The organism is Ruegeria sp. CDSA221 (genome assembly GCF_059611825.1).
The window spans coordinates 101,008-114,927 of sequence record NZ_JBXWPK010000005.1 but is presented as its reverse complement, the minus strand read 5'-3'; the positions used below and the strand labels follow the sequence as shown (position 1 = coordinate 114,927).

Annotated in this window: 10 protein-coding genes; 4 read left to right on the top strand and 6 right to left on the bottom strand. The window is 58.1% G+C overall.

What is annotated here, in order from left to right:
- The first annotated feature begins 20 nt into the window (after positions 1 to 20).
- Positions 21 to 1,154: a glycosyltransferase family 4 protein gene (locus AC2FJ5_RS09510; RefSeq protein WP_496793210.1), complete on the top strand. Its 1,134-nt coding sequence runs from the start codon at positions 21 to 23 to the stop codon at positions 1,152 to 1,154.
- A gap of 55 nt (positions 1,155 to 1,209) precedes the next feature.
- On the opposite strand, the gene AC2FJ5_RS09505 is transcribed toward AC2FJ5_RS09510, so the two are convergent.
- The 5 genes from AC2FJ5_RS09505 to pepN form a co-directional block, all read right to left on the bottom strand.
- Positions 1,210 to 1,641, bottom strand: a complete 432-nt coding sequence (locus AC2FJ5_RS09505) for a DUF4177 domain-containing protein (RefSeq protein ID WP_281972785.1) — start codon at positions 1,639 to 1,641, stop codon at positions 1,210 to 1,212.
- 182 nt (positions 1,642 to 1,823) lie between these two features.
- On the bottom strand, positions 1,824 to 3,335 hold the full coding sequence (gene gatB / locus AC2FJ5_RS09500) for an Asp-tRNA(Asn)/Glu-tRNA(Gln) amidotransferase subunit GatB (RefSeq protein ID WP_496793208.1): 1,512 nt from the start codon (positions 3,333 to 3,335) through the stop codon (positions 1,824 to 1,826).
- A 70-nt stretch (positions 3,336 to 3,405) separates the two neighbouring features.
- Positions 3,406 to 4,617: a hypothetical protein gene (locus tag AC2FJ5_RS09495; protein ID WP_496793207.1), complete on the bottom strand. Its 1,212-nt coding sequence runs from the start codon at positions 4,615 to 4,617 to the stop codon at positions 3,406 to 3,408.
- A gap of 177 nt (positions 4,618 to 4,794) precedes the next feature.
- On the bottom strand, positions 4,795 to 5,223 hold the full coding sequence (locus tag AC2FJ5_RS09490) for a hypothetical protein (protein ID WP_496793206.1): 429 nt from the start codon (positions 5,221 to 5,223) through the stop codon (positions 4,795 to 4,797).
- Positions 5,220 to 7,829 carry an aminopeptidase N gene (gene pepN, locus AC2FJ5_RS09485; protein ID WP_496793205.1) on the bottom strand — a complete coding sequence of 870 codons (2,610 nt, stop codon included), beginning with the start codon at positions 7,827 to 7,829 and terminating at the stop codon, positions 5,220 to 5,222. The genes AC2FJ5_RS09490 and pepN overlap by 4 nt, the downstream gene beginning before the upstream one ends.
- Before the next feature lie 221 nt (positions 7,830 to 8,050).
- Between pepN and AC2FJ5_RS09480 the strand changes: the two genes are divergently transcribed.
- The 3 genes from AC2FJ5_RS09480 to AC2FJ5_RS09470 all read left to right on the top strand — a co-directional run bounded on the left by AC2FJ5_RS09480 (position 8,051) and on the right by AC2FJ5_RS09470 (position 11,634).
- Positions 8,051 to 10,183, top strand: a complete 2,133-nt coding sequence (locus AC2FJ5_RS09480) for a malate synthase G (RefSeq protein WP_496793203.1) — start codon at positions 8,051 to 8,053, stop codon at positions 10,181 to 10,183.
- 25 nt (positions 10,184 to 10,208) lie between these two features.
- Entirely contained in the window at positions 10,209 to 10,634 is a 426-nt protein-coding gene (locus tag AC2FJ5_RS09475) for a GlcG/HbpS family heme-binding protein (RefSeq protein WP_271950308.1), read from the top strand.
- Positions 10,635 to 10,854: 220 nt separating this feature from the next.
- A complete protein-coding gene (locus AC2FJ5_RS09470) occupies positions 10,855 to 11,634 on the top strand; it encodes a gamma-glutamyl-gamma-aminobutyrate hydrolase family protein (RefSeq protein ID WP_496690873.1) in 780 nt (259 codons plus the stop codon).
- Positions 11,635 to 11,676: 42 nt separating this feature from the next.
- Here the strand turns inward: AC2FJ5_RS09470 and AC2FJ5_RS09465 are convergent, their stop codons facing one another.
- Complete coding sequence (locus AC2FJ5_RS09465; RefSeq protein ID WP_496793202.1) at positions 11,677 to 13,917, bottom strand: xanthine dehydrogenase family protein molybdopterin-binding subunit; 2,241 nt, start codon at positions 13,915 to 13,917, stop codon at positions 11,677 to 11,679.
- Positions 13,918 to 13,920: the final 3 nt, after the last annotated feature.

Genomic DNA, 13,920 nt, shown 5'->3' with positions numbered 1-13,920 from the left:
CCTGAATGTGAAAACATTCCATGCATAACAGTTGCTCGAACGCGGGCCCTAATCTACCCTCCATTGACGGGATGTTTTTCAGGTATTTGGTTTTGAGAGTTCTTTTTGTGCAGGCTGGATTTGGGCCTGGGGGGGCAGAGAAAGTAATCGCCATGGTTTCAGGGCATTTTGCCCGGCGCGGTTGTGCTGTTCACGTTACCGGTTTTCAGATGCCGACCGATGGTCCCTATTTCCCGATGCATCTCGATGTTGAACTCAGCGTTGCAGAAAAGGCGACGGGACAGGCGTCACGTATTACGCATATCCGCTCTGTCATAAAGAAATTCCGACCGGACGTTGTAATCTCATTCCTGACCAAGGTGAATGTTCAGACTCTTCTGGCAAGCGTTGGAACCGGGATTCCCGTTATCATTTCTGAACGCAATAATCCGCTGCGACAGGACGCACATCCCCTTTGGGCACCGCTTCAAGGGATTGCGGGGATAAAGGCAGCAAAGGTTGTCGGGCTGACACATCGCGGATTGGCGGATCTTCCCTTCACTTTGCGCAAGAAGGGGATGGTTATTCCGAACCCGATCCTCCCCTTTGAGCGAGTTGAATCCTCTGGCACGAGGCAGGGTGTGCAACTGGTCGCGGTTGGCCGCCTCGTTCGGCAAAAGGGGTTCGACATGCTGCTGCAGGCGATGCAGCGCATTCATTCCCAAGCTCCAGATACCAGGTTGATTATCTATGGTGAGGGCAGCGAGCGGGAAAATCTGCAGAAACTGCGCGATGATCTGGGGCTACAGTCGGTTGCTCGGCTGCCCGGCAATACGATCGAGGTCGGAGAATGGGCGCAGCGTGCGGACATTCTGGTAGCCACCTCGCGGTTCGAAGGGTTTCACAATGTCGTCGCTGAGGCGGCGGTCAGCGGGATACCGGTCGTGTCTTTCGATTGCGATTACGGTCCGTCAGAGTTCATTCAAAACGGACGGAACGGATATCTGGTTCCCGTCAACGATGTCAGTGGTTTGGAACAGGCAGTGCTGAAGCTGATCCATGAACCCGACCTCAGGGCGCAGATGTCCAAGGTGTCACCTACGCTAAAGGCCGATCTGTCCCCAGATCAGGTCTTTGCCCAATGGGACACGCTAATTCGCGACGTCACGAGCTGAGATTCAAAACGCTACTCCTGACAGCCGTTTTTTTTGACAGGCCCGGTTAGGGCAATCAGGTTTTTTGACCTTCAGTCTCTGCAGTTTCGTCTTCCGATTTTTCTGTTTCAGCACCTTTCAGCGACAAAGGCGGCTCTTTGGCCTGTTCTGCAATGGGGGCCGGGGCCTGAACGGTATCGGGACCAGGAACAGGTTGAGCAAGAGCAACGCCATCCTTCGTTTCGGTCGGGCCAGGTGTCGGGGCAACAGGCACATCAATTTCACGGCGGAATATCAGCACATTGCGCCAGTTCACGGTGCTGCCGGTCAGGCCGGAGCGTTCCTCGCTGGGCAACAACTCGGCGCGTTGATATTCCCAGCCATCCTGCCCCATCTGGTTTAGCACTTGTTCAATAGAAGCAGCGAAACGTCCCTCGGCTGACTTTTCACCCTTGGTCTTGGCAGACTTTTGGGGGGAAGGGACAACTTTGTATTCGTAGCGGGGCATCGGAATTCCTACCTGTAAGTTCCGGGTAATCTAGCAGGTTGATCACAATGGGAAAGTCATCATAGCGCGGCGGGCGAATTCCGGCACATCTGCTGGTGCGGGCCTGGTGCCACAAATGACAAGCGGCGGGACTTTGCGCAAAGGCTAAAGTCCCGCCGCCGAAATCAGTAAAACCGAAAGATCTACGATCCCAGTTTCTTGGCAATCAGCTCGTTGACGGCCTTGGGATTGGCCTTGCCACCAGTCGCCTTCATCACCTGACCAACGAACCAGCCGGCCAGTTTCGGGTTTACCTTGGCCTTCTCGACCTGTGCCGGATTGGCGGCTATGATCTCGTCCAAAGCGGCCTCGATCGCGCCCGTGTCCGTCACCTGCTTCATGCCGCGGTCTTCGACGATCTGCGCCGGATCTCCGCCTTCGGTATAGACGATTTCGAACAGGTCCTTGGCGATCTTGCCCGAGATCGCGTCCGAGGAAATCAGGTCGATGATGCCGCCAAGCTGTGCAGGTGAAACCGGCGAGTCGGTGATCTCGTGATCTTCCTTTTTCAGGCGGCCAAACAGTTCGTTAATGACCCAGTTTGCAGCCAGTTTGCCATTGCGACCCTGCGCGACCTCTTCGAAATAGGCAGCCGATTCAACATCAGCAGTCAGCACCGATGCGTCATAGTCCGTCAGTCCGAACGTGCTGATAAAACGCGCTTTTTTATCGTCAGGCAGCTCGGGCAGGTTGGCGGCGATGTCGTCAACCCAGGCCTGCTCGATCTCTAGCGGCAGCAGGTCAGGGTCAGGGAAGTAGCGATAGTCATGCGCTTCTTCCTTGGACCGCATCGAACGCGTCTCGCCCTTGTCCGGGTCATACAGGCGGGTTTCCTGATCGACCTTGCCACCACCTTCGACGATCGCGATCTGGCGGCGGGCTTCGACCTCAATGGCTTGCTGGATGAAGCGCATCGAGTTCATGTTCTTGATCTCACAACGGGTGCCCAGATGCGAGAAATCCTGTGTTTCCTGATACTTTTCATAGGCCCCCGGCAAACAGATCGAGACGTTCACGTCTGCCCGCAAATTGCCGTTCTGCATGTTGCCGTCACAGGTGCCCAGATAGCGCAGGATCTGACGCAACTTGGCGATATAGGCGGCGGCCTCTTCCGGGCCGCGAATGTCGGGGCGGCTGACGATCTCCATCAGGCAAACACCGGTTCGGTTCAGGTCGACGAAGGACATATGCGGGTCCATGTCGTGGATTGATTTGCCCGCGTCCTGTTCCATATGGATGCGTTCGATCCGCACCATGCGCGCGGTGCCGTCGCCCATCTCGACCAAAACTTCACCTTCGCCGACAATAGGCTGATAAAGCTGGGAAATCTGATAACCCTGCGGAAGGTCGGGGTAGAAATAATTCTTGCGGTCAAAAGCCGATTTCAGGTTGATATCGGCTTTCAGGCCCAACCCGGTGCGCACGGTCTGTTCGACGCAATATTCGTTGATCACCGGCAGCATTCCCGGCATTGCCGCGTCCACAAAGGCCACGTTCGAGTTCGGCTCGGCCCCGAATTGGGTCGACGCGCCAGAGAACAGCTTGGCATCGGACGAGACCTGCGCATGCACCTCCATCCCGATTACCAGTTCCCAATCGTGCTTGGCCCCGGCAATGGTTTTGGGCTTAGGCATTTCGTATGTCAGGTCGAGCATGGCGCGCCTCATTTCCGCAGAAGTCTAAGCCTGCGTATTAGGCCCGGCGCGCCAAAGGGGCAAGGGGGAATCAGTGTCCGGACAGGTGCAACCCTGTCGGAGTAAAGGTCACATCCATGCCACTGCGCAGTTCCTCACGAAACAGGTCACCGATTGCCCGCAACGCATCGCGGTGCCCGCGGGCTGCAAACCGTTCGGGCGAGTTGATGCGGACCGAGTTATTGAACCCTTGTGCCGCATGGGCCCAGATCAGCGGATGCAGTTCGGTCAGGTGATCACGGATCAGCCAGTTGGCCGCGTCGTGGATCTGAGCGCGCACCGCGTCGGCCTTTTCATTCCCCCCAAGGCCGTTCTGGATGGTTATCGCACAATAGGCAGCCAGCATATTGACCATCTGCTGATCGGGGCGGTTGCGCAGAATATCGTGCAAACCCTGCAGGAAATATTCGATATCCAGCCGTGCGCAGGCTTCGTCGTCCAGGGCGATGGCATCAAACTGGACCCACGTGTAGCCACCGGCGCCCCAAAGGTCATGGGTACGGGCTGCATTGCGCAGAGCCTGAACCTCAAGCTCTTCATAGCTGCCGAACCAGCGTGGCAGCAGATGAGTGCCCATTGCACGCATATGGCGTTGGTTATGCGGGTCCAACGTAATCAACTGTTCATACTGATCAGCCACGCGCAGATTGGACTTGCGCTGACCTGCCAGCAGAGCACAGCCAACAGCCGCAACCAGCGCATTGTTGGGCGCGGCTTCGCGGCATTTTGGCAGGATATCGGCCGCGCGGTCGAAATGGGCGGTGCAGCGAGACCGGTGCAAGGGGGGAAGAACTGCGTTTGTCGCAGTGCCGCGCCACGCCCAGGCCAGGTCAATATGCGCCATAGCCACAACAAGGGCGATCATCGGATCATCCTCATGCGCCCGCATTTCATCCTCAAGCTCAGAAATTCCGCCAAGAAGATCATAGTCTGACAATGCCCGATAATCGGACAGAGCGTGTTCGACCGCCAGCACTACATCGGACCGAGCGCCGAATGCCAGCAAATCCGCGATTGGCATCCCATCGGGCGCAGTTTCGCGCGCGTCATCGGCGGCAAGCATCTTTGCAGAAAGGTCTGCCCACCGATCCTGACGGGCCAGATCGCGGCCAAGTTCGATGACGTCCTGACCGATCAGTTCATCGGCCGAGACATTTGCGACGGGGATATTTACCGAACCCTGATCTGGCAGAGCAGCGGCCAGCACTGCATCGGCGGCGTCGAAATCTGACGCAATTTTCAAGGATGGATGTGGAACGCGGGCCTTTTGGGCCATCAGAAACCGGAACATGCTTACACTCGAAACAAAAAAAATCGTAACCTAGCTTTAGAGACTGGCCTCTATTTGGCTCAAATTCAAGCTACAACCGTCTTATTGTCGCTTTGTTCCGGTCAATGCGCCCTGAGGCTCGGGATCGTTTCAAAATGGGCTGAAATGATGCCGTTCAACCTTTAGGCCAGCCTCTTTCAGGCGGGACTCGAGTTCCTTATGCGGAGGGGTCGACTCATCGGGCAGGCGAATCCGCTTTTCCGAGGTCAGCACCAGCGACATGCGCACCGAGAAATCCCAGCGTGTATCCAGACGCACATGGTCGATTTCGCTCAATCTTACGCCAGCCTCGCGCCGCCCCGAGAACCACCGCAGCCCATCCTGATCCAGCCGGAGCCCCGAACGGGTGTTTTGTGCAAAGTCCCATAATGCGGGCAGGGTGAACAGGGCCAGCAGGCCAATCAGCCACCAGACGGCATCAAAGGCGATGACCAACACAGTCAGCGCGGAATAGACCGACAGCAGAATGGCGATGACCTGCGGTGACCTGTTATGCCGTGTATAGGAATAGGGGGTCATGCGTTCAGGATGCGCGTCACCATTTCGGTCGTGTCCCGTGAAAGGTCTGGCGTTTCGGCGATGCGGGTCAGCTGGGTGCGGATAAGGGCCTGGCGATCTGCGTCATAGCGCTTCCACGTCTGGAATGCCGAACACATCCGCGCCGTGGTCTGCGGATTGACCGGATCCAGTTTGATCAGCCAGTCCGCCAGCAGAGAATAACCAGCTCCATCAGCACGGTGGAAACCGGCGTGATTCGTCGCCAACGCCCCCAGAACAGCCCGGAAACGGTTCGGGTTCTTCCAGTTGAAATCCGGGTGCCCGGTCAGGTGGCTTACGATATCTGCTGTCTCTGCCGGGGCTGACATCGCCACCTGCAGGCCGAACCATTTGTCCATCACCAGCCGGTCATCTTGCCACCGGTCATAAAACGCGTTCAGTTCCTGTTCCCCTTTGCCCGCACGCAACAGGCAGGACAAAGCCGAAAGCTGAAGGGTCATGTTATCGGCGCGCTGATAATCCTCGGCCGCTTTTGCACCCCCGTCCAACCGTGAGGTCAACGCCAATGCGGCCCCACCCAGAGCCCGCTGGCCGGCTTGTTCTGCGTCCGGGCTAAAGGCTGCTTCGATGCTGGTTTCGCTGTGCAGGCGGGGCAGCAGATCCTGAACGTGCTGGGCCGTTACCTGCCGCAGCGTTTCAACAGCGGTCCAAATGGCCATCGGGTCGGGCGTGACACCCTGTTCATGCATCATCGCAGCAAGTTCAGATTGGGACGGCAACCCCAGCATCAAGGCGCGATAAGACGGGTCAAGATCGCTGTCGCGCAATACGGCGAGGATGCCATCGAGATAATCCGTTTCCGGTGCCGCATCCGTCAAGATCATCTTGATCAGCGTGTCTTCGGCTAAAGATCGCCCCGCCTGCCAGCGGTTGAACGGGTCGCTGTCATGAGCCAGCAAAAAGGCCCGCTCAGCGCTGCTCTGGTCATGTTCCAGAATCACAGGGGCCGAGAAATCGCGCAGGATTGAGGCCGTGGGTTTGGGCGGATTGGCACCGGCCACGCGTTCCGGTCCTTCGCAACCCTGCAAGCGCCAGCCTTCTACTGTGTATTCGAAAGCAAAGCTTTGGGTTTCCTGCGTGAACTCCAGAATGGTTGTGGGCATGGTTTCATCCCCGTTCGCGCCGATCAGCCCGACCGCAACGGGGATAACCTGCGGCAGTTTTTCTGACTGTCCGGGGGTCGGGTCGGTGCGCTGTTTCAGCGTTAAGGTGTAGATGCCATCAGTCCATTCTTCGGTCACCGATACGCGCGGGGTGCCAGACTGGCTGTACCAGCGTTTGAACTGGGTCAGGTCGCGACCTGTGGTGTCTTCAAACACCTTGATCCAGTCCTCGATGGTGCAGGCCTGACCGTCATGCCGATCAAAATACAGCTCCAGCGCCTGCGCATAGGCCTCGTCACCTACCAGACGTTTCAGCATGCCGATCACCTCGGCGCCTTTTTCGTAGACCGTCGCGGTGTAGAAGTTGTTGATCTCCTGAAAGCTCTCTGGCCTTACCGGATGTGAAAGCGGGCCGTTATCCTCGGCGAATTGGCGCGCCCGCAGGTCGATGGCATCGTGGATACGTTTGACCGGGGCCGAGCGCATGTCCGAGGTGAACTGCGCATCGCGGTACACCGTCAGACCCTCTTTCAAGCACAGCTGAAACCAGTCGCGGCAGGTGATGCGGTTGCCAGTCCAGTTGTGGAAATACTCATGCGCGATGATCGCCTCGATCCGTTCGAAATTCATATCGGTGGATGTCTCAGGGCTGGCCAGCACGGCGGACGAGTTGAAAATGTTCAGACCCTTGTTTTCCATCGCCCCCATGTTGAAATCATCGACGGCGACGATGTTAAAGACATCCAGGTCGTATTCGCGGCCATAGACGTCCTCGTCCCATTTCATCGACTTCTTCAGCGCCTCCATACCGAAGGCGCATTTTCCCTCATCGCCGGGGCGCACCCACAGGTTCAGTTCAACCTCGCGGCCCGATTTGGTTGTGAACTGACCGGGATGTGTAATCAGGTCGCCTGCGACAAGGGCGAACAGATAGGCGGGTTTGGGCCAGGGGTCATTCCATTCGGCCCAACCATCCCCCTTGCCGGTCGGGTTGCCGTTCGAGAGCAGAACCGGCAACGCGCCAATAATGCGTACGGTGAAGATCGACATCACGTCGGGTCGGTCGGGATAGAAGGTGATCTTGCGAAACCCCTCGGCCTCGCATTGGGTGCAATACATGCCGTTCGACATGTAGAGCCCCTCAAGCGCAGTGTTATTGCCTGGGTCGATTTCGACCTCGGCTTCCCAGACAAATGCCGCGTCGGGAACAACCGCCGTCAGGCCGGTCTCTGTGACGTCTGGAGTGATCTCAACCCCGTCAACAGTAGCACGGATCAGTTTCAGTTGCTCACCATGCAGGAAAAACTGACGGTCTAAGGCATCAGGATTGGGCCGGAAGGCGATGCGCGAAGTCACTCGGGTCGCATTTGGGGCCAGATCAAAGGTCAGATGTACGCTGTCCACCAGATAACCAAACGGAGTGTAGTCTTTCAGATAGATCGTCGTGGGGGCTGCGTCGCGCATCGGTGGCCTCGAATGGGGGTTGGTATCAGGCGCGACGTTATGGGTTGCTGCGATGGGCTGCAAGCGGTGCAAGTAAGCTTGTTCAATAGGCGATAAGCATCTGTCGATGTCGACGTGGCCTGACGACCAAAGACCCAAACTGACCAAGACATGTTGCCTATCGGAAATATCCGCCCTAATTGGGGCCTGTATACAACGGCGTACATACGAGGGAATGTGGCATGAGCAGCAGACAGGTGCGGAGCGGACTCAAGGTCGACGGGATTCTGACCGAATTCATAGAAGGGCATGCTCTGTCTGGAACAGGCGTTGCGGCTGACACCTTCTGGAACGGGCTTGCGCAGATGGTTCACGAGTTGGGCCCAAAGAACCGTACACTTTTGGCAAAGCGGGCCGATATCCAGGGGCGCGTCGATGCCTGGCATCTGGAAAACAATGGCCAGCCGCATAATGCTGCCGCCTATCAGGATTTCCTGCGCGAGATCGGTTATTTGGTGGCTGAAGGCGGGGATTTTCAGATCGAAACTGACAATGTGGATCCCGAGATCGCGTTGATTCCCGGTCCTCAGCTGGTGGTTCCTATTACCAATGCGCGTTTTGCACTGAACGCTGCGAATGCGCGCTGGGGCAGCTTGTATGACGCGCTTTATGGCACCGACGCGATGGGCGATCTTCCCGTTGGTGGTGGTTATGACGATGCGCGCGGAGCACGTGTGATTGCTTGGGCCAAAGCGTTTCTGGACGATGCCGCCCCGCTGGCCAGCGGATCATGGGCTGAAATGTCAGAACTGCGCGTTGAAAATGGGGTTCTGGTGCCCGCGCTGGCAGATGCAGCGCAGTTTGTGGGTTTTGGCGGTGCTGCTGAAAACCCGGACTTTGTTCTGCTGAAGAACAACGGTCTGCATGTCAAAGTCGTGATTGACGCTTCCAGCACCATTGGCGCCACCGACCCGGCCGGTATTGCTGACGTGCATCTTGAATCGGCGCTGTCGACGATCATGGACTGCGAAGATTCAGTCGCCTGTGTGGATGCCGAGGACAAGGTGGTTGCCTATGGCAACTGGCTGGGCCTGATGAAGGGTGATCTGACCGAAGAGGTCTGCAAAGGCGGCACGACTTTTACACGCAAACTGTCCGATGACCTGACTTTTACCGCGGCGGACGGTGGCGCTGGTGTTCTTAAGGGCCGGTCGCTGATGCTGGTCCGCAATGTGGGGCACCTGATGACCAACCCCGCCGTTCTGGATGCCGAAGGGCGCGAGATCGGCGAAGGTCTGATGGACGCGCTGTGCACCACTCTGATTGCGATGCACGACCTGCAGCGCGATGGCGGCAACTCGGTCACTGGTTCGGTCTACGTGGTAAAGCCCAAGATGCACGGACCTGAAGAGGTTGCCTTTGCCGTAGAAATTTTCGATATGGTTGAAGACATCCTCGGCCTGCCGCGGAATACCGTAAAGCTCGGTATTATGGATGAAGAGCGCCGCACCTCGGCGAACCTCAAGGAATGTATCCGCGCCGCCAAATCGCGCGTGGCCTTCATCAACACCGGCTTTCTGGACCGGACCGGGGATGAAATCCACACTTCGATGGAGGCAGGACCAATGCTGCCCAAGGGCGACATCAAGAACACGCCGTGGATTGCGTCTTATGAAGATCGCAATGTTGATATCGGTCTGGCATGTGGCTTGAAGGGCAAGGCACAGATTGGCAAAGGCATGTGGGCGATGCCCGACCGTATGGGTGACATGCTGGACGCCAAGACCGGTCATCCGAAATCGGGCGCAACTTGCGCCTGGGTGCCGTCGCCGACTGCCGCGACGCTGCACGCAACACATTACCATAAGGTCAACGTCCTAGAGCGCCAGGACGAATTGGCTGCCGGTGGCGCACGTGGTACGCTGGATGATCTGCTGACTGTGCCTTTGCTGGGCGGCCGCAATCTCAGCGATGATGAGATTGCGCGTGAGATCGAAAACAACGCGCAAGGCATCCTGGGCTATGTGGTTCGCTGGGTCGATCAGGGCGTTGGCTGTTCGAAAGTGCTGGACATCAATGATGTTGGCCTGATGGAAGACCGTGCCACGTGCCGGATTTCGTCTCAGGCCTTGGCCAACTGGCTGCATCATGGCACTGTCGATGAGGCGCAAGTCATGGCCGCGATGCGGAAAATGGCCGTAGTGGTCGATCGGCAGAATGATAACGATCCGGCGTATCGCCCAATGGCTCCCGGTTTCGACGGCATCGCCTTCCAAGCGGCCTGTGATCTGGTTTTCAAAGGCCGTGTTCAGCCCTCGGGTTATACTGAACCTGTCTTGCACGCCCGCCGTCTGGAGATGAAAGCCAGCCTTTAACCCAACAGAAATGACTGGATCGAATATGGTAATTTCTTTGCGCAAAGCCCGTACCCTTATCCGCAAAGCCCTTGAAAAAGGGCGCGAGTTGGGGCTGAAACCCCTCTCGGTCATCGTTCTTGATGCTGGTGGCCACGTCATCGCGTTTGAGCGTGAAGACGGTGCTGCCCCTGGTCGTTTTGCGATTGCGCAGGGCAAGGCCTATGGCTCGGTCATGCTGGGGATGGCGGGCACAGCCCAGATGCAACGCGCCGAGGCGCAGGCCTATTTCATGGCCGCCGTAAACGGTGTTTATGGCGGTCAGGTCGTGCCGGTTCCGGGCGGTGTTCTGCTGCGTGACCGAAAAGGTGCCGTAATCGGCGCAGTCGGTGTGACCGGCGACACGTCGGATAACGACGCCATCGCTGCCATGGCCGGGATCGAAGCGGCCGGGCTGACTGGCGAAGTTTGACCTTTGGTGAACTCGGAGAGCCGGCAAAGGCTCTCCGATCTTTACGCGGCACAAGCGGCGCGCAAACCGAATAGGGCTTATTCGGCGGTTGTCCGATCAGGCCCCTTGTTGTGCAGGGGTGAACAGAGACTTGCGCTGACACACAGGCTATGTGCTATTGCGCGCCTGTGACCCTGTCGATACCTTTCCCGGAACGTGCGGAAAGAACTAGGAAAGAATAATGGCTCGACCTGTCGTCGGTATCATCGGCAATTCATATTTGATGAACGATCAATATCCGACTCATGCCGGCGGCACGATGAACTCGGACGCCGTGGCCAATGTCTCGGGTTGCTTGCCGATGCTGATCCCTGCCGACCCGCGGTATGTCTGTGTCGAGGAACTGCTTGAGGTCTGTGATGGTTTCCTGCTGACAGGAGGACGCCCCAATGTACATCCTGAGGAATATGGCGAACCCGCAACCGAAGCGCACGGTGATTTCGACCGGGCTCGCGATGCGATCACGTTACCCTTGGTGCGGGCCTGTGTCGAAAGAGGGCAGCCCTTTTTCGGCATCTGCCGCGGCTTTCAGGAGGTCAACGTGGCCATGGGCGGAACACTTTATCCAGAAATCCGGAATTTGCCGGGGCGAATGAACCACCGGATGCCACCCGACGGCACGTTGGAAGAAAAATTTGCCCTGCGCCATGTGGTCAACCTGACCGAGGGGGGCGTGTTTCATCGGTTGATGGGCGCTGCCGAGGTGATGACCAACACGCTGCACGGGCAGGGGATCAAAACTGTTGGACATCGCATTGTGATTGACGGCGCTGCACCAGACGGCACGCCCGAGGCGATTTATGTGCAGGACGCGCCCGGTTTCACCCTGTCGGTGCAATGGCACCCGGAATGGGACGCGGTCAATGACCCTGTCTCGCGGCCGCTTTTTGAGGCGTTTGGCGATGCGGCACGCGACTGGTCCGCAGGAGTGCGATCGGGATTGGTTAAACAAACCGCCTGAGTCCCTGCGCCGGCCCTGATTGAAGGGACCGGCGCTTTGCTATCAAACCAGCAGATTGAATTGATTGATCAATGGCAAGCTGCGGGCGCGCTTGCCGGTAAGGTCGAACAGGGCGTTGCCAAGCGCTGGCATCGACGGAGGCGTTCCCGGCTCGCCCACACCACCCAGATGGCGGTTGGTTTCCAGAATACGAACCTCGGTCACCGGGGCGTTATGCATTCGCAGCGCGTCATAGTCGGGGAAGTTAAATTGCTCGACCTCACCGTTGGCGAAGGTGATCTCACCCATCACGGCTGCTGACAGGCCATAGATCATGCCACCGAACATCTGCGCTTCGACCGTTCCCGGATCCAAAGCAAGACCCACATCGCAGGCAATCCACGCCTTTGCGATGCGAATGGTGCCGTCCTCATCGACCACCTCGATCACCTGCGCTACCGGGGTGCCAAAGCTGTAGGTCATTGCTACGCCACGACCAACACCGGCAGGCGTATCACCCGTCCAACCTGACATTTCCTTGACGGCTTGCAGGACAGCTGCCGAAGGCGCGTGCTCGGTTTGGGCCAGCTCAAGACGGAACTCCAGCGGGTCGCGACCGGCGGCCAGGGCCAGCTCGTCCATGAATGTCTCGTGGAAGAACCCGTTATGGCTATTGCCGACCGAACGCCAGAACCCGACAGGCACATCCAGATCGGCGATGTGGCCGCTGACGCGATAGTTGGGCACGGCGTAGGGCTGGTTGAACAGGCCTTCGACCAGGACCTTGTCGGGGCCAGCGCCGGGCAAGCCCGATATGCGTTCCACGGCCTGTTGCGTGCAGGATTGCGATGCAACTCTGGCGTCGATCAAAACCGCCTTGCCGTCTTTGACTGCGCCACGCATCCGCGCCAGTGCACCGGGCCGGTAGAAGTCATGGCGCATGTCCTCCTCGCGGCTCCAGGTGGTCTGGACCGGAGTATTGGGCATGGCCATGGCAACTTTGGTTGCGATTTCGATGAAATCCAGTTCTCCGCGACGACCAAATCCGCCCCCAAGATAGGTGGTGTGAATCTCGACCGCTTCTTTATCCAGATTCGCCGTGTTTGCAGCGCGGGTCAGAAGGAAGGTCGGCGCCTGGTTGCCACACCACAGCTCGAGGTTGGAACCAGTGAACAGCGCGGTGGCGTTCATGGGCTCCATCGTGGAATGCGCCAGATAGGGTACCTGATATTCAGCGGTAATTTCGGTGGCCCCTTCGGGCAAGGTTTCAACATCGCCATCGTCGCGCATTGTCGAATTTGGCGAGTCGTCAAACGCCTCGGCAATTTTTGCGAATATACCGTCAGTATCCGGCGGGTAGGGGGCGTCGGCCCAATCGACGTCTATTGCCTCAACCGCTTGAATGGCCAGCCAGGTGTTATTGGCAATAACGGCCACGCCGTTGCCCAGATCGACCACCTTTTCCACGCCGGGCATGGATTCCGCAGCGCTGGCGTCAAAGCCGTTCATCGCACCGCCCAGTTTCGGGTTCATCCGGACCGAGGCGAATTTCAGACCTTCGGGGCGCACGTCAATGCCGAACTCAGCCGTTCCCGTGGATTTGCCAACCATGTCGACTCGTGGCAGGTTCTGTCCCAGCAAACGCCAGTCTGAGGGATCGCGCAGCTCGACCTGCATGGGTTCGATCTGCCCGGCGGCCTCAGCCAGTTCGGTATAGGGAATGCGCGTCCCGTCCGGCGCGATCACGGCGCCGTTTTCGGTCTTCAACTGGTCACGCTCCACGCCCAGACGATCAGCCGCTGCTTGTTTCAGCGTTTCCCGGGCTGTTGCCCCGGCTTCCCGCATGCGTTCGAACCCATCGCGCATCGAGGTCGAGCCGCCTGTGACCTGCAGACTGACAACCTTGCCCAGAACGCCCAGCGACTGTGCCAGATTGTGCTGGAAATTCGAGATGTCATATCCCTTGTTCGGCAGGCTCTCACCCAAAATGGCCGAGTTGTAATAGGCGGCTGCCGCAGGCCCGTGAAGGACCCGGATATCGTCCAGTTCGATGTCCAGCTCTTCGGCAATCAGGGCTACCCAAGTGGTCATTACGCCCTGTCCCATCTCGGCACGTGGCGCGAACAGGGTTACGCCCTGCTGATCAATCAGGATGAACGGGCTAAGCGCGGTTTCCCCATCACCAGGCTTCAGCGGGTTGGCTGCCGGGCGGCTGACATAATAGGCGCCAAACGCGACGCCGCCAACAATGGCGGCTGAGCCGATAAGAAACGTGCGGCGAAGAATTTTTCCTACGGAAGCCATCGC